12 protein-coding genes and 1 pseudogene are annotated in these 15,845 nt (G+C 72.8%); 4 read left to right on the top strand and 9 right to left on the bottom strand.

Going from position 1 to position 15,845, the window contains the following annotated elements; translation table 11 throughout:
• From ACLB9X_RS28195 to ACLB9X_RS28175, 5 genes are all read right to left on the bottom strand, one after another.
• Positions 1-6,415, bottom strand: a 6,415-nt coding sequence (locus ACLB9X_RS28195) for an amino acid adenylation domain-containing protein (RefSeq protein WP_410363231.1), incomplete at its 3' end; no start/stop codon positions are given.
• An 84-nt stretch (positions 6,416-6,499) separates the two neighbouring features.
• Positions 6,500-7,507, bottom strand: a complete 1,008-nt coding sequence (locus ACLB9X_RS28190; protein ID WP_410363230.1) for an asparagine synthetase A — start codon at positions 7,505-7,507, stop codon at positions 6,500-6,502.
• A 113-nt stretch (positions 7,508-7,620) separates the two neighbouring features.
• Positions 7,621-8,058, bottom strand: coding sequence for a helix-turn-helix domain-containing protein (locus ACLB9X_RS28185; RefSeq protein ID WP_410363229.1), 438 nt, complete (start codon positions 8,056-8,058; stop codon positions 7,621-7,623).
• 88 nt (positions 8,059-8,146) lie between these two features.
• On the bottom strand, positions 8,147-8,365 hold the full coding sequence (locus tag ACLB9X_RS28180; protein ID WP_410363228.1) for a hypothetical protein: 219 nt from the start codon (positions 8,363-8,365) through the stop codon (positions 8,147-8,149).
• 177 nt (positions 8,366-8,542) lie between these two features.
• Positions 8,543-8,899: a hypothetical protein gene (locus ACLB9X_RS28175; RefSeq protein ID WP_410363227.1), complete on the bottom strand. Its 357-nt coding sequence runs from the start codon at positions 8,897-8,899 to the stop codon at positions 8,543-8,545.
• Positions 8,900-9,093: 194 nt separating this feature from the next.
• Here ACLB9X_RS28175 and ACLB9X_RS28170 point away from each other — a divergent pair, with 194 nt between their 5' ends.
• The 3 genes from ACLB9X_RS28170 to ACLB9X_RS28160 all read left to right on the top strand — a co-directional run bounded on the left by ACLB9X_RS28170 (position 9,094) and on the right by ACLB9X_RS28160 (position 10,997).
• On the top strand, positions 9,094-10,098 hold the full coding sequence (locus tag ACLB9X_RS28170; protein WP_410363226.1) for a LuxR C-terminal-related transcriptional regulator: 1,005 nt from the start codon (positions 9,094-9,096) through the stop codon (positions 10,096-10,098).
• Between the two features lie 148 nt (positions 10,099-10,246).
• Positions 10,247-10,516 (top strand): hypothetical protein, encoded by a 270-nt coding sequence (locus tag ACLB9X_RS28165; RefSeq protein ID WP_410363225.1) that lies wholly within the window; start codon positions 10,247-10,249, stop codon positions 10,514-10,516.
• 16 nt (positions 10,517-10,532) lie between these two features.
• Positions 10,533-10,997, top strand: coding sequence for a hypothetical protein (locus tag ACLB9X_RS28160; RefSeq protein ID WP_410363224.1), 465 nt, complete (start codon positions 10,533-10,535; stop codon positions 10,995-10,997).
• Between the two features lie 80 nt (positions 10,998-11,077).
• Here the strand turns inward: ACLB9X_RS28160 and ACLB9X_RS28155 are convergent.
• Positions 11,078-11,363: pseudogene (locus ACLB9X_RS28155) on the bottom strand (VOC family protein).
• A complete protein-coding gene (locus tag ACLB9X_RS28150) occupies positions 11,363-12,649 on the bottom strand; it encodes a geranylgeranyl reductase family protein (protein WP_410363223.1) in 1,287 nt (428 codons plus the stop codon). The pseudogene ACLB9X_RS28155 and the gene ACLB9X_RS28150 overlap by 1 nt, the downstream one beginning before the upstream one ends.
• A 114-nt stretch (positions 12,650-12,763) precedes the next feature.
• Here ACLB9X_RS28150 and ACLB9X_RS28145 point away from each other — a divergent pair, with 114 nt between their 5' ends.
• Positions 12,764-13,297, top strand: coding sequence for a GNAT family N-acetyltransferase (locus ACLB9X_RS28145; protein WP_410363222.1), 534 nt, complete (start codon positions 12,764-12,766; stop codon positions 13,295-13,297).
• On the opposite strand, the gene ACLB9X_RS28140 is transcribed toward ACLB9X_RS28145, so the two are convergent.
• Both ACLB9X_RS28140 and ACLB9X_RS28135 read right to left on the bottom strand, forming a co-directional pair.
• On the bottom strand, positions 13,284-13,583 hold the full coding sequence (locus tag ACLB9X_RS28140) for a hypothetical protein (RefSeq protein WP_410363221.1): 300 nt from the start codon (positions 13,581-13,583) through the stop codon (positions 13,284-13,286). The two genes, ACLB9X_RS28145 and ACLB9X_RS28140, sit on opposite strands and share 14 nt — an antisense overlap.
• Complete coding sequence (locus tag ACLB9X_RS28135; protein ID WP_410363220.1) at positions 13,580-15,826, bottom strand: zinc ribbon domain-containing protein; 2,247 nt, start codon at positions 15,824-15,826, stop codon at positions 13,580-13,582. The genes ACLB9X_RS28140 and ACLB9X_RS28135 overlap by 4 nt, the downstream gene beginning before the upstream one ends.
• Positions 15,827-15,845 lie beyond the last annotated feature (19 nt).

Here is a 15,845-nt window from a genome sequence, read left to right as displayed (position 1 = left end):
GCAGCACCATGAACAGCGTCGTCCCGGTCTCCCGGGCCAGGGCGATCAGTCCGGCGTGCAGCTCGGGCCCCACCAGGGTGGTCACGAGGTCGCCGCGGTGCGAGGCCACCGGCGGCCGCGGCCGGTCGATGGGCAGGTCGAGTTCCTCCGGAATCCCGGCCAGCACGCTGTTCCAGTAGTGCAGTTGGCGCAGTGCCAGGCTCTGCTCGTCGCGCTGATCGCCGAGCAGCTCGCGCTGCCAGGCCGCGTAGTCGGCGTACTGCACCGGCAGCGGGGCCCAGTCGGAAGCGCTGCCCTCGGCCCGGGCCGCGTACGCAACGCTCAGGTCGCGGCTGAGCGGGGCCATGGACCAGCCGTCGCCGGCGATGTGGTGGACGACCAGGACCAGCACGTGGTCGTCCTCCGCGAGCTCCAGCAGCTCGGCCCGCATCGGCAGGTCGGCGGCCAGGTCGAACTCGTGCTCGCCGGCCCGGTTGGCGCGCTCCCGCAGCTCGTCCTCGGTGCAGGGGCTGATGTCCAGCTCGATCGTGGGGTCGGGCACGATGTGCTGGCGCGGCTCGCCGTGCACGGACGGGATCGTGGTGCGCAGCGCCTCGTGCCGCAGGGCGACGTCGGTGAGCGCGGCGCGGAGCGCGTCGTGGTCGAGCGGGCCGCGCAGCCGGACGGCCAGCGGGATGTTGTACGTCGAGCCGCCCTCCTCCCACTCGCGCAGGAACCACAACCGCTGCTGCGCGTACGACAACGGCAGCGGATCCGGCCGGCTCGCGGCCGCGACCAGGGGGGGCCGCCGGCCGGAGTCCTTGCGCAGACCGGCGGCGAGTCCGGCGACGGTCGGCGTTGCGAACAGCGTGCGGATGCCGACCTCGGCCCCGAGCGAAGAGCGGATCCGGCTGATCAGCCGGGTGACGAGCAGGGAGTGGCCGCCGAGCGCGAAGAAGCTGTCGTCCACGCCGACCCGGGGGACGCCCAGGACCTCGGCGAACAGTCCGCAGAGCACCTCCTCCTCGGGGGTGCGCGGCCCGCGGCCACCCGGGGCGCCGGTCACCGGCGCGGGCAGGGCGCGCCGGTCCAGCTTGCCGTTGGCGGTCAGCGGGAGCGCGTCGAGGAACACGAAGGACGCGGGGACCATGTACGCGGGCAGCAGGCGGGCGACCACGTCCCGCAGCGGGGCCGGATCGGCCGGGGCGTCCTCCGCCGCGACGACGTAGGCGACCAGGCGCTTGTCGCCCGGCCGGTCCTCGCGGACCACCACAGCGGTCTGGACGACGCCGGGGAAGCGGGCGACGGCGGCCTCGACCTCACGCGGCTCGATGCGGAAGCCGCGGATCTTGACCTGGTCGTCGCGGCGGCCGATGAACTCGACGGTGCCGTCCGGCAGCCACCGCGCCAAATCACCCGTGCGGTACATCCGCTCGCCGGGTGCGAAGGGACTGGCCACGAACCGCTCGGCGGTCAGGCCGGGGCGTCCCGCGTAGCCGCGGGCGAGTCCTGAGCCGGCCACGTACAGCTCGCCGGGGACACCGGTCGGGACCGGCCGCAGCAGCTCGTCGAGCACGTAGGCCCGCTTGCCGGCCAGCGGGGAGCCGATCGGAATCGACGGCGTGTCCGCGCTCACCTCGCCGATGGTGTACGAGGTGGTGAAACCCATGGACTCCACCGGGCCGTAGCCGTTCAGGATCCGCAGCTCCGGGTGGAGATGGCGGGCCCGGGCCACATGGGCCACGGAGGCGGCCTCGCCGGCGGTCATCACGGTGCGCAGCCCGGAGAACACCTCGGGCCGGTCGTCGACGAGGACGTTGAACAGGCTCGCGGACAACTGGAGCACACTCACCCCGTGCTCGGCGACCAGCCGCGCCATCTCGTCGAGGTCGGTCCGCGGGCTCACGGGGAGCACCGAGCGGCCGCCGTGGAACAGGGCCGAGAACACCTCCAGCGCGAAGGCGTCCCAGGACACCGGGGAGGACTGCAGGTACACGTCGTCGGCACGGAACTCCAGGTAGTCCGGTCCCACGAACGTGGACACCAGGGCCCGGTGCGGGGCCACCACACCCTTCGGACGGCCCGTCGACCCGGACGTGAACATCACGCAGGCCGCGTCCCGCGCCCCGCACCGCAGCCCGAGGTCGGAGCCGTCCAGCAGCTCGATCCCGGTGCCGTCGGCGTCGGCGTCGAGCAGCACCAAGGCCGGGCCCTCACCCAGCGCCGACGCCAGCGCCCGCCGGGAGACGACATGGCGTACGGACGCGTCCTCGACGACGGTCGCGAGCCGTTCGGCCGGGAAGGCCGGGTCCAGCAGCGTGTACGCCGCGCCCGCCTTCAGCACGCCGAGCAGCGAGGTGATCAGCGCGGTGCCCCGCTCCAGGTACACGCCGACCGTTTCGCCGCGGGTCACGCCTCTGCTGCGCAGGTGGCGGGCGAGGCGGTTGGCGCGAGCGTTGAGCTCCGCGTACGAGACCTCTTCCGCCCCCTGCACCAGCGCGACCGCGTCACCGCAGCACCGCACCCGCTCCTCGAACACGGCCTGCACCGACCGCTCGTCGACGCCACCCGCGGACGCCCCGCTCCACTCCTCGAGAATCAGCCGCTCCTCCGCCGGCTCCAACAGCCCCACGCCCGCCACCGACGCATCCGGGTCCGCGACCACCGACTCCAGCAACCGCACGAGCCGCGCCGTCATCGACTCCACCGTCGACCGGTCGTACAGATCCGTCGCGAACTCCACGTCCCAGCGCAAGCCGTCCGCCGCCCCCGTGGCTCCGACGCGCTCCTCGACGAAGAACGTCAGGTCGAACTTGGCGATGCGGTGGTCCAGCGCGTAGCGGGTGGCCGTCACCCCGGGCAGGTCCAGGGCCGAGGCGGCGTTGCTCTGCAGCACCAGCATGGTCTGGAAGAGCGGGTGCCGGGCGACGGACCGCGCCGGGTTGAGTGCCTCCACGACCCGCTCGAAGGGCAGGTCCTGGTGCGCGTACGCGTCCAGATCGGTGGCCCGCACCCGCTCCAGCAGCTCCCGGAACGTCGGATCACCCGACACATCCGTCCGCAGCACCAGCGTGTTCACGAAGAACCCGACCAGATCGTCCAACGCCTCATCCGTACGCCCGGCCACGGCCGTACCCAACGGAACGTCCGTCCCCGCGCCGAGCCGGGACAGCAACGCGGCGACGGCGGCGTGCAGCACCATGAACAGCGTCGTCCCGGTCTCCCGGGCCAGGGCGATCAGTCCGGCGTGCAGCTCGGGCCCCACCAGGGTGGTCACGAGGTCGCCGCGGTGCGAGGCCACCGGCGGCCGCGGCCGGTCCACCGGGAGCTCCAGCTCCTCGGGCGCGTCGGCCAGTTGCCTCTTCCAGTAGGCCAGTTGGCGGGCGGTCAGGCTCTGCTCGTCGTCCTCGTCGCCCAGCAGTTCCCGCTGCCACAGCGTGTAGTCGGCGTACTGCACGGGCAGCGGGTCCCACTGCGGGGCCCGGCCTGCGGTGCGTGCCGCGTAGGCGGTGCCGAGATCGCGGCTGAGCGGGGCCATGGACCAGCCGTCGCCCGCGATGTGGTGGACGACCAGGACCAGCACGTGGTCGTCCTCCGCGAGCTCCAGCAGCTCGGCGTGCAGGGGCAGTTCGGCCGCGAGGTCGAAGGTGTGCCCGGCCGCCTCCCGGACCAGCGCGTCCAGGCCGCCCCCGGGCACCCGGGTGTGGTGCAGTTCGATCTCACCGGCCGGGTCGATGTGCTGGTACGGCTCACCGCCCGGGGCGGGGTAGCGGGTGCGCAGCGCCTCGTGCCGGCCTGCCACATCGGCGAGGGCGGTGCCCAGCGCCGGGCGGTCGAGGGGGCCGCGCAGCCGCAGCGCGAGGGGGATGTTGTAGGTGGCGCCGCCCTCCTCCCACTCGCGCAGGAACCACAACCGCTGCTGCGCGTACGACAACGGCAGCGGATCCGGCCGGCTCGCGGCCGCGACCAGGGCGGGCCGCCGTTCACCGCCGTTGCGCAGGACCGTGGCGAGTCCGGCCACGGTGGGGTGGTGGAAGAGGGTCACGAAGGACACCTCGGCACCGAGGACGCTGCGGATCCGGCTGATCAGCGTCATGCCCCGCAGTGAGCTGCCGCCGAGGTCGAAAAAGCTCTCGTCGATGCCGACCCGGTCGATGCCCAGCAGCTGTCCGAACAGCGCGCAGAGCACCTCCTCCTCGGCGGTGCGCGGGCCGCGCAGGCCGGCCGTGGTCCCGGCGACCGGCGCGGGCAGGGCCTTGCGGTCGACCTTGCCGTTGGAGTTGAGCGGGAGGGCGTCGAGGACGACGCAGGCCGAGGGGACCATGTACGACGGCAGCGCCGCGGCGGCATGCGCGCGCAGGGCGGCCGGGTCGACCGTGGCTCCGTCGGCCGGGACCACGTACGCGACCAGCCGCTTGTCGCCCGGCCGGTCCTCGCGGACCACCACGGTGCGCAGGCCGACTCCGGGGAAGCGGGCCAGTACGGCCTCGATCTCGCCCGGTTCGATGCGGAAGCCGCGTATCTTGACCTGCTGGTCGGCGCGGCCGGCGAACTCGATGGTGCCGTCGGGCAGCCAGCGCGCCAGGTCACCCGTGCGGTACATCCGCTCGCCGGACGCGAAGGGGCTGGCCACGAACCGCTCGGCGGTCAGGCCGGGGCGTCCCGCGTACCCGCGGGCGAGACCGTCGCCCGCGATGTACAGCTCGCCGGTGACGGCGGGCGGGACCGGGCGCAGCGCCTCGTCGAGGATGTACGTGCGCATGTTGTCCATCGGCCGGCCGATCGGCACGGTGGCGCCGACCCGGTGCGGTGCGCGCAGCGCCACGAAGGTGGCGAAGGTCGTCGTCTCGGTGGGCCCGTAGACGTGCACGAAGTCAGTGCGCGGGCACAGGTCGAGAACGCGCTGGACGGCATCGGGCGAGCACGCCTCGCCGCCGCTCCACACCTGCCGCACGGAGTCGAAGACCATGGGGTCCTCTTCCGCGACGAGGTTGAAGAGGGCGGTGGTGAGGAAGAGGCTGGTGATGCCGTGGGCCTCGGTCAGCCTGCGCAGCAGCGGGGCGTCCAGTTGGCCGGCCGGGGCGATCACGGCCTGGTGGCCGCCGAGCAGGGGTACCCAGATCTCGTACGTCGCCGCGTCGAAGGCGTGCGAGGAGTGCACCAGCACCCGGGCCTGGGTCTCTGCGTCCCAGCACTGGTCGGCGGCGAGCGCCAGGATGTCGCGGTGGGTGACGGCCACGCCCTTGGGCTCGCCCGTGGAACCGGACGTGAACATCACATAGGCCAGCCGGCCCGGCTTGATCCGGACCTCGGGCGCGGTGTCGGGCAGTCGCGCCAGGTCGGGGTCGGCGTCGACGACGAGGGTGTGCAGCAGGCCGTCGAAGGCGTCGCCGGGTGTGGTGGCGAGGTCGGTCAGGAGCACGGGCGCGCCGGTCTGCTCGATGACCGAGCGCATCCGGGCCTCGGGATAGGCGGCGTGCAGCGGCACGTAGGCGCCGCCCGCCTTGAGTACGGCCAGCAGGGCGACGACGAGCTCGGCGGAGCGTTCCATCAGCACGGCGACGGCGGTTTCGGGTCCGACCCCGAGCCCGGCGAGGCGGTGCGCGAGACGGTTGGCGCGCCGGTCGAGTTCCGCGTAGCCGACCGTGCCGTCGTCCGTGCGCAGGGCCACGGCCTCGGGGGCGCGGCGGACCTGGCGGGCGAAGGCCTCGACGACGTCGGTGGGACGGCCCGCGGTGGAACGGGCGGTGTCGTTCCACTCCTGCGTGACCTTGTGGAGCGACCGCGCGTCCAGCAGGTCGAGTTCGCCCACCGTGCGGTCGGGGCCGCCCTGCGCCGCGGAGTCGAGCAGGGCCCGGAAGGAGGCGTGGAGCAGGGCGGCTTCGGGTGCGCCGAGGCACCCGGGGGCGGCATGGAGGGCGAGCCGGCCACGGTCCGGGTCGACCGCGACGGTCAGGCCCTCGGCCGGGGCCTCGGGGGAGCCGGCCACGACCAGCGGGCCCGTCGGCCCGTATCCCCCGGCCCCGCGGGGCAGCAGCTCCGCCAGCGCCTCGGGAGTGACGCCGGCGTGCGCCAGCGCTTCGGCGGTCGCGGCCGCCGCCCGGGCGGCCAGGTCGCGCAGCGGAATGTCACGGTCGGCCCGGATGCGCACCGGCAGCGCGCGGTGGCCCGGTGCCGGGACGCCGACGAGCTGGTCGGCCTCGGCGCATGTCCGGGCGAGGAAGGCGGCGGTGAGTGCGGTGAGCAGGGCGTCGAGGCCGGTCCCGGACGCAGCGGCGGCCGCGTGCAGTCCGTCCAGCGTGCCGGGCGCCAACGCGGACTCCACGGCCGCGGGTTCACCGTCGGCGTCCGTGACGGGCAGCAGCGGCCCGGTTCGCTCGGCCCGTCCGGCCAGCCGCTCCTGCCACCACTGCTGCTCGTCACGATCGGTCGACATCGTCTTCACTCCACCTTTTCTCGTTCTGCCTCGTCGGACTCGTGGGACTCACGGGACTTTTCCGAACGTCTGCCCGGCCCCGGATCAGGCCGAGAAGACACCGGGGAGCTTGGGATAGGCACTGGCCTCCCAGACGTACTGGACCCCGGTGATGTAGCGGGTCAGCCGCTCGAATCCGATGCCGAATCCGGCACTGCCCTGAATTCCCTCCCGGACCATGTCCAGGTACCAGCCGTACTTCGCCGGGTTCTCCCCGGTCTCACGCATCCGCGTCACAATGCGGGCGTATTCGAATTCGCGCTCGCTGCCGCTGGCGAGTTCGCCGTACCCCTCGGGGGCCAGCAGGTCGAAATTGCGGAGCATGCCGGGGTGTTCGCGGCTCTCCCGGTCGTAGAAGCCGCGCGAGCCCTTGGGATAGTCGGTGACGAAGAACGGGCGCGTCGCCTTGCGGGAGATCCGCGCCTCGCCCTCCCAGTCGATCTCGGCGTGCGGATCGCCGTCGACCTGGCCGACCGCCTCCGCGTGGGTGATCACGTCGAACGGCCGTTCCAGCAGGTCCTTGAAGGCGTCCGTGTCGCGGCCGAGGCGCTCCAGCTCCTGCGGCATCGTCGTGACGACCTCGCGGACCGCCGCGACCACGATGCCCTGGGCGACGTCCATGATCTGCTCGCGGGTGTACCCCGCCACCTCGACGTCGATCTGGTGGAACTCGGCGAGGTGCCGGCTGGTGCTCGCCGTCTCCGGCGGCTCCAGACGGATGTTGGGCGCCACGCAGAAGATCCTGTCGAAGGCGTGCAGCGACGCCTGCTTGTAGAGAATCGCGCTCGTCATGAGCTTGTAGCGGCGCCCGTAGAAGTCGATGTCCACCTGCTTGGCGCCCCGGCAGCCCGGGTCGGTCACCGGCCCGATGACCGGGGCGTGCAGTTCGGTGAAGCCGGCCTCGTCGAGATGACGGCGTATCCCCATCAGCATGCGGTGCTGGATGCGAAGGACGGTGCGGGTGGTTTCGGAGGAGAGGTGTTCCTGTGGAGTTCCGGGAAGTCGTTCCGCTCCGGAACGGGCAACGGATTCCATCTGCTGTTCCTGCTGCATGTCGCACCCTCGTTTCTCTGCGGAATTCCTGGTGCGGCGAATCTATTTGCTGGAATTCCGCACGAGCGGCAGTTGCGGGCGGCAGCTTGCGGACAGCGGGGAGGAAGGGCGGATCAGACGTGTGCGAGCCGGCGCTCCATGAAGGCCACGCCCCGGTCGACCGTGACCAGCCGCCAGTTCTGCTTGGCCATGTCGTTGAGCGCGTCGGCCCAGTCGCCGTCGCCCGAGTCGGCGGACAGCGCTTCGAGCAGCATGGTCGCGTACTCGTACGCGCCCTCGCGCGGCTCGTCCACTAGGTGGAGGTCGGTCAGGTGGGCGCGGTCGCCGGCGGGTGCGGGCCGGGCGGCCCGCTCGAAGGCCTCGCGCCGCCGGTCGTCGAGCCGCAGCGCCTCGGCGAGCAGCCGTACGGTGTCCCGCCTGGGCCGCTCGGCCCGGCCGCGCTCCAGGTCCCTGATGGCCCGGACGCTCATCGCGGAGAAGTCCGCGAGCTGTTGCTGTGTCATCCCTTCCCTGGCCCGGTAGAGCTGGAGAAGAGACCCGAACTGATTCACCTTGCAGGGCGTGTGCACTACCCCTCCTCGGGTTCGGAGAAGAAACGCGTGGGGAAACGCTGCTGAGGGCGGATGCTGCGGGCTGTGCCTAGTCCCAGCCGGTGGTGTCCTTGGACTGCGACGGGCTCGGGGTGGGGGTACCCTGCGGCACGTCGGCCGTGGGGCCGTCGGCGGCCGAGGCGATCGTGGGCCGGCTGCCGGAGGGGCCCTCGCCACCGCTGGTGACGACGGCGGCGACACCGAGGGCCGGGGTGGTGACGAGAGCGAGGACCGCGGCGAACGTGGCGAGCGACAGACGGCTGGACACGACAGACTTCTCCCTTGGTCGGGGTGGTGTGGAGTGGGATCGAGAGCACGTACGGGTGGTGCTCCGGAAGGCTGGTCCGGCGCGTCCCGCGGTTGACGCCCCGTCCGGCTCCGGCCCCTCGTTCGGAGGCCGCCTCCCTGCCGGTGGAACCAGACTGGCGTGCGACCCGGGCCGCCGCTAGCTCTGGCCCGTGTCCTGATCCGGCAGCCGCATAGTCCGTCCATCACGTCCTGGGGTGATGACGAGCCGGTCGTAGAACTCCGCCACGAGCGCACCGGAACAGCCGATCACCCGCGCCCCGCGCAGGGCGTCGGCCACCGTGCGTTCGGCGACCGCCAGCGCCACGGCCTCGGCCGTGCGCAGGGCGTCCGCGGTGACGAAGAAACCGACCGTCACCAGTCCGTTCTCGCCGGGATGGACGCTGATGTGGTCGACCCGCTCAGCCGGAACGGCCCGGGCGCGGAAGAGGTCGCGCAGTTCCTGGGAGGCGGGGCACTGGTCGGGCACGAGGACGCGCACGTGAACGAGATGCATTCATCGAGCTTGCTCAGCCTCCGCGGGGGCCAACAAGGCGATCCGGGGGGACGGTGTATGCCCGGTCCTAAAGCGGCCAGGGCCGTACCCGCGGCCCTGCCCGGCCATTCCTGGCCATGGCCCGCCGGTGGCTACTCAAGCCCCGCCGGAGCGTGCTGTGATGCCCATGTCGACTCAACAGGGGGGACTACGTCATGTTGGACGCACTTGGCTTGGACAACACCTGCGCGACCGTGTACCGGACCTTATTGGCCCAGCCGCAAGCAGGGCTCGAGGAACTGCGCTGCTTGCTCGCCGTCTCCGAGGAGGAACTGCGCGCCGCCCTCGACAAGCTCAGCGAACTGGCTCTGATACGCCCCTCGCTGGATGCGCCGCGGGCGTTCCGCGCGGTCGATCCCGAGCTCGGCATCCAGGCCCTGATCGCCCGTCAGCAGGAGCGGCTGGCGGCCGAACAGCAGCGGGTCGAGCGGTTGCGGGTGGCAGCCGTCCAGCTGGCCGCGGACTTCGCCGCCAGCCGGCCCCGCAAGGCGATGGCCGACGTCGAGCGGCTGGACGGCATCGAGGAGATCCGCGACCGCATCCAGGTCCTGGTGCACGGGGTGCGCGACGAGGTGATGACCTTCGCCCCCGGCGGCGCCCAGAGCCCGGCCAGCATGGAGGCCGCCAAACCCCAGGACCAGGAACTGCTGGAGCGCGGCGTGCGGATGCGGACCCTGTACCTCGACAGCGTACGCAACAGTCCGGCCACCGTGGCCTATGCCAAGTGGCTGTCGGGGCTGGGCGGCGAGGTCAGAACCGCGCCCTCGCTGCCCATAAGACTCATGATCATGGACCGGAACGTGGCGATCGTGCCGGCGGACTGCGAGAACAGCGCCGCCGGGGCGCTGGTCCTCACCGGCAACGGCACCCTGACCGCGCTGTGCGCCCTCTTCGACTCCATCTGGGAGAGCGGCGTCCCGCTCGGCACCGTCTCCCGCGACCGGGACCGCGACCACCGGGGGCTGACCGCCCAGGAGACCGAGACGCTGCGGATGCTCGGCCAGGGGTTGACCGACGAGGCCGTCGCCAAACGGCTGGGCGTCTCGCCGCGCACCGCCCGCCGCATCGCCGCCGATCTGATGGAACTGCTGGGTGCCCGCAGCCGCTTCCAGGCCGGCACGCGCGCCGTGGCGAAGGGCTGGCTGACCGGTGACGAGTGACCGGACCGCGCGGGGCGCCGGGCGCGGGGCCGTGACCGGCGGGACGCAACTGCCGCTCCCAACTGCCGGTGCCCTGAGCCGGGCCGTTCCTAGGGTGCGGACCGAGCCAAGGACGTCATGTCCGGGACTTCGACCCAGGAGAGGCTTCATGAAGCACACTCGACTCACCGCCACCGGCGCGGCAGCCGTCATCGCCGCCGGCCTCGCCATCGCCGCGGCCGCCCCGGCGAGCGCCGCGCCCGCCAAGGCCGAGCGCATCACCTCCGCCGAGCAGCTGCGCGCGAGCCTGGCGGAGGCGATCGCCGCCGAGCGGACGCAGAGCGGCCCGCTGGGCACCAACGTCGTCGGACGCGCGGCCGCGCCCACCGCCGACCAGGACACCGGCACCGCATCCGCGTCCGGCGCCGTCCCCTGCTGACCGGGAGGTGAGCACCGTGGGAACCGACGAGTCCACACCTTCCTGGTGCCCGAGCGGCGACGCGCACGCGCCCGAGTCCGTCGTACTCGGCGTCCGTTCCGGCGCGGACGGCCAGGTCACCTACCTGGCCGACCCCGTACCGGCGGCGGAGGTCCTGGGTGCGGTCCCCGAGGGGATCGCGCCCACGCGGGTCCTGCGTTTCGCCTCGCACTGCGTCTCGGACTGCGTCAACCGGCGTGGCGGCGACTGCACCCTGGTGGAGCGGGTGCTCACCCTCCCGCCCAGGCAGGAGACCCGTGCGGTTCCCCGGTGCCACCTGCGGACGCAGTGCCAGTGGTGGCGCCAGACGGGCGTGGACGCCTGCCACCGCTGCCCCGCCGTCTCGACCGCGCACCACGCGGACGACGAGCTGTCCGAGCTCGTCGCCGACCCGTCGACGACTCCGGAGCAGCTCCGGTCCTGGATCGCGGCAGCGAACTGACCGGCCCGCGCCCCGTCACCGCCCCGGATCGCCGGCCCGCCCCCGGCGGGCCGGCCCCCAAGGCGCAACCGCAACGCCTCTCAGTCGAGACAGAACTCGTTGCCCTCGATGTCCTGCATCACGATGCACGACTCGTTGACGCCATCGGCACGCAGCAGTCGCACGCGCACCGCGCCGAGCGCGACCAGTCGTGCGCACTCGGCCTCGAGGGTGGCGAGGCGCTCTTCACCCACGAGCCCGGTGCCGACCCGCACGTCGAGATGCAGCCGGTTCTTGACGACCTTGCCAACACTCGCACCAGAAGCGGGCGACGCGCTCAGGTTCCGCGCAGTCGAAGGTGACGTGGAACTGCTTGATCGACGTCATCAGGAACGCGGGGCCACCTTCGACAGGCCGTTGATGATGCGGTCCATCGCGTCGCCGCCCGTCGGGTCGGTCAGGTTCGCCAGCATCTTCAGCGTGAACTTCATCAGCAGCGGGTGCGTCAGGCCGCGTTGGGTGGCGACCTTCATGACCTTCGGGTTGCCGATCAGCTTCACGAACGCACGGCCCAGCGTGTAGTAGCCGCCGTAGGTGTCCTTGAGGACCTTCGGGTAGCGGTGCAGGGCCAGTTCGCGCTGGGCCGGGGTCCGGCGGGCGTGGGCCTGGACGATGACGTCGGCCGCGATCTGCCCGGACTCCATCGCGTAGGCGATGCCCTCGCCGTTGAACGGGTTGACCAGCCCGCCCGCGTCGCCGACCAGCAACAGGCCCTTGGTGTAGTGAGGCTGGCGGTTGAACGCCATGGGGAGGGCCGCGCCGCGGATCGGGCCCGTCATGTTCTCCTCGGTGTAGCCCCAGTCCTCCGGCATCGAGGCGCACCACGCCTTGAGCACCTCGCGCCAGTCGAGCTCCTTGAAGGACGCCGAGGTGTTGAGGACGCCCAGGCCCACGTTGGACGTGCCGTCGCCCATGCCGAAGATCCAGCCGTAGCCGGGCAGCAGCCGGTCCTCGCCCGGGCCGCGCCGGTCCCACAGCTCCAGCCACGACTCCAGGTAGTCGTCGTCGTGGCGCGGGGAGGTGAAGTATGTACGCACCGCGACGCCCATCGGGCGGTCCTCCCGGCGGTGCAGGCCCATCGCGAGCGAGATGCGCGAGGAGTTGCCGTCGGCGGCGACGACGAGCGGGGCGTGGAAGGTGACCGGCGTCCTGTCCTCGCCGAGCTTGGCGTGCACGCCCGTGATGCGGCCGGTGCGGTCGTCGACGATCGGCGCACCCACGGTGCAGCGCTCGTACAGCCGCGCGCCCGCCTTCTGCGCCTGCCGTGCCAGCTGCTCGTCGAAGTCGTCGCGCTTGCGGACGAGCCCGTAGTCCGGGTACGAGGCGAGGTCCGGCCAGTCCAGCTGGAGGCGCACGCCGCCGCCGATGATCCGCAGGCCCTTGTTGCGCAGCCAGCCGGCCTCTTCCGAGATGTCGATGCCCATCGCGACGAGCTGCTTGGTGGCACGCGGGGTGAGGCCGTCGCCGCAGACCTTCTCGCGCGGGAACGCCGTCTTCTCCAGGAGGAGGACGTCGAGCCCGGCCTTGGCCAGGTAGTACGCGGTCGTGGAGCCGGCCGGGCCTGCCCCGACGACGATCACATCAGCAGTGTGCTCGGTAAGGGCTTCGGTCACGGCGGATTCTCCCGAAGATTCGATTCGGTCCGGTTCGACAATGCAATACCGAACGGCACAGGACATGGGCAGTCTATGGGGGCGAACAGTTGCGCCGACCGAAGGGCTCCGTACATGAGCAACAGGCCGCCCCCCGACATCCGGCTGCGCGTCCCGACGGACGAGGACGCCCTGGCCTGGCACCGGGTCTTCGACGATCCCGAGGTCATGGAGTTCCACGGGGGCAGGCCGGCCGAGCTGTCGGTGTACGAGGAGCTCACCGCCCGGCAGCGCAGGCACGACGCCGAGCACGGCTTCTGCTTCTGGACGATCCTCGACGAGCACGGCGAGGTCGTGGGCTTCACGGGCGCGCAGCCGTGGCCGCACGAGACCTTCGGGCCGGTCGGTGAGATCGAGATCGGCTGGCGGCTCGCCCGCTCCGCGTGGGGCAAGGGCTACGCGACGGCCGCCGCCCGCACCACGCTGGAGCGGGTGCGGGCGGCGGGGGTGGAGCGCGTGGTGGCGATGGTGAACTCCCGCAACGAGCGGTCCATCGCCGTGGTCCGGCGGCTTGGGATGGAGCTCGCCGAGACGTTCACGACCCCGGTGTCGCAGCAGACCGGCTACTGCTTCCGGCTGGAGCTGGCGGACGGCCTCAGCCGGCCGTGAACGTGGCGATCGCCGTGAAGAACACCAGGTCCTTGTCCGGGTCCCAGCGGTCGGCCCGCCCGGCGGCGAGGATCGCGTACTCGGTGCCGTCGGCGGCGACGAAGGCCTGGTCGATGACGTGGCGGACCAGGCCGCCCTCGTCGGGCTCGGGGACGTGCGTGAACTCCCAGAGCGCGCCGGGGCGGCCCTGGTAGGTGTTCTTCTCCAGGTGCAGGCGCCGGTAGTCGCTCTCGGGGTTCGCCAGGTGCTTCTTCTCCAGGCCGGTGAAGTTCTCGTAAGAGCTCATCGGGGTGTTCCGGATGATGCCGATCTGGAGGTACTCGCCTCCGGTGGGCGCCTCGTAGAAGACCTGGCTGCCCGCCTGCCGGCGGGTCCAGCCCTCCATGACCGCCACGCTGAACCCGGCGGGGTCCTCACGCATCGCGAAGCCGGCCGGGAGCGTGCCGTCGGGGGAGGCGGACGGCGCGGGCGAGGCAGAGGACGACGGCGAGGGTGTGGACGAGGGCGACGCGGCGGGCGGCGGCGTCTGCTGCGGCTTGGCGTCCGGGGTCTGCGCCGACGGCGCGGACCGGCGGTCCCGCGTCGTGGGCGCGTTGTCCTTGTCCTGTTGGTCCTGCCAGAGCAGCAGCCCGGCCGCCGCCCCGCCGCCGATGACGAACGCGGCGGTGAGCGTCGCCGTCCACAGCAGGACCTTCCGCTTGCGGTCCCCGCTGCCCGCCCCGCCCGGCATCGGCCCGGCGGGCACCGGCCCGACGGGGTGCGGTCCGGGCCCGACGGGGTGCGGCCCGGCAGGCAGCGGCGCGGTGCCGTAGACCGCCGGGTGCCGAGGTGCACGGTGTACGGGTCGTGCGGACCGCCGCCGGCCGCGGAAGCCTGTGGCCCGCCCGCGTCCGGGTCCGGCCCGGCAGTCCCGGGCGCGGCAGCCCCGGGCGCGGGCTGCCCCGGCGCGTACGGCGGCACCGCAGCGGGCGCAGCCCCGGGCCCGTACGCCACCGGCGGCGGCGCGGACGGCGCCTGCGGCCCCGGCCCCTGTCCCGGCCGCCGGGCCAGGAGCGAACCGACGAACGTCGCGCCGCCCACCCACAGCAGCCCGAACAGCAGCGCGTCCGGCACGCTCGGTGCGACCTCACCGAAGCCCTGGCCGCCGAAAGCGGCCGGCCCGCCCGCCAGTTCGGTGGAGACACCGGAGAAGCCGGTGAACAGCAGCACCAGCCCCAGCACGAACGCCGCCGCCAGCAGCTGCTCGCGCCGGTCGGCCGAACGGCGCGCCGCCCACACACCGAGGATCAGCGCCGAGACGACGCCGAGCGCCACCGCTCCCGCCACCGCCCCGCCGCCCCACACGTCGGAGATCTCGCCCAGACCGAAGCTGCCGCGCTCGGAGCCCCAGCCGAAGAAGACGGCGTCGCCCCGGATGTCGTACGTCACCGGCACGCCCCAGCTCAGACCGAGGACCACCAAGCCGATGTTGGGCAGCAGCGGCAGCGCCGTCAGCAGGGCCGTGCCGTCCACGTCGGCGTTGGCCGCGAAGACGGCGAAGCCGGTCAGCGAGCACAGCGCGACGACGACGACGAGCGCACGGACCGCCGTACCGAAGGCGCGGAGCGCGGACCGGGCGGCGGGGCGCTGCGCCAGCCGTGCGGCGAGGTCGTCGCGCTGGAGCACGCCGGCCGTCACGACCGCCGAGAGCACCAGCCCCCCGAGCGCCGCGAGGAGCGGGGACGAGGAGACCTCGATGCCCTCGATCGTGGGCTGGGCGAACAGACCGAGCACAAGGGTCGCCGCGGTGACCAGCAGCGAGACGCGTACGGCTGCTTCGAGCCCCGCGCCGCGCGCACGGAGCATCCGCGCTCCCGTCCACAGGGCCGCGATCCACAGCACGGTGACGGTCAGCGGGACGAGCGAGAGCGACGCGGTGCCCTGCGTCACGGCGTCCATCCCGGAGTCGGAGAATCCGGAACCGTCGGAGAATCCGGAACCGCCGGAGAAACCGGAACCGCCGGAGAAACCGGAACCGCCGGAGAAACCGGAACCGCCGGAGCCATCGCCGTCATCATCCGAGCCGTCCCCCCAGCCGAAGCGGGGGCCGTCCGATGGGTCTCCGGTGCCGAACCCGCTCCCGTCGGACGCCGTCAGCTCGAACCCGCCGCCGATGCCCTGCATCACCAGCGCGAGCGCAATCCGCAACCGGTCGCTCCAGCCGACGACGACCTCGTCCTCCTGGCCGTACGACGGGATCGCCAGCGCGGTCGCGAGCACGAGCAGCAGACCGGTCGGCCAGAGCGCCGCCCGTGCCGACGCCGCCCAGTCGCCGCGCAGCGCCCGCCGGAAGAAGGCCGCGACGGACGAGGGCGCGGCGGGACCGGGTCCGTACGCGGACGGGGGCGGCACGGGCGCCGGGGCCTGCGCCGGGACGGGAACGGGTGCCGGCGGGGCGGCCTCGGGGGGCAGCCGTTCCTTGCCGCAGGTCATGCAGAAGCGGGCCTCGTCCGGGGACGGGGCACCACAGTGGCCGCAGTACGACGCCATGGCGGGACTCGAAAGCAAC

The sequence above is a fragment of the Streptomyces sp. 5K101 genome (assembly GCF_046506645.1).
Lineage (GTDB): Bacteria > Actinomycetota > Actinomycetes > Streptomycetales > Streptomycetaceae > Streptomyces.
Note: the sequence above shows the minus strand (reverse complement) of the source record. Positions and strands in the feature narration are given on the sequence as shown.

Excerpts from the sequence above, each read along its gene's own strand:
- ACLB9X_RS28170 (WP_410363226.1), top strand. The coding sequence starts at position 9,094 with ATGTTGGACGCACTTGGCTTGGACAACACCTGCGCGACCGTGTACCGG.
- ACLB9X_RS28145 (WP_410363222.1), top strand. The coding sequence starts at position 12,764 with ATGAGCAACAGGCCGCCCCCCGACATCCGGCTGCGCGTCCCGACGGAC.
- ACLB9X_RS28175 (WP_410363227.1), bottom strand. The coding sequence starts at position 8,899 with ATGCATCTCGTTCACGTGCGCGTCCTCGTGCCCGACCAGTGCCCCGCC.
- ACLB9X_RS28190 (WP_410363230.1), bottom strand. The coding sequence starts at position 7,507 with ATGCAGCAGGAACAGCAGATGGAATCCGTTGCCCGTTCCGGAGCGGAA.
- ACLB9X_RS28140 (WP_410363221.1), bottom strand. The coding sequence starts at position 13,583 with ATGAGCTCTTACGAGAACTTCACCGGCCTGGAGAAGAAGCACCTGGCG.
- ACLB9X_RS28165 (WP_410363225.1), top strand. The coding sequence starts at position 10,247 with ATGAAGCACACTCGACTCACCGCCACCGGCGCGGCAGCCGTCATCGCC.
- ACLB9X_RS28135 (WP_410363220.1), bottom strand. The coding sequence starts at position 15,826 with ATGGCGTCGTACTGCGGCCACTGTGGTGCCCCGTCCCCGGACGAGGCC.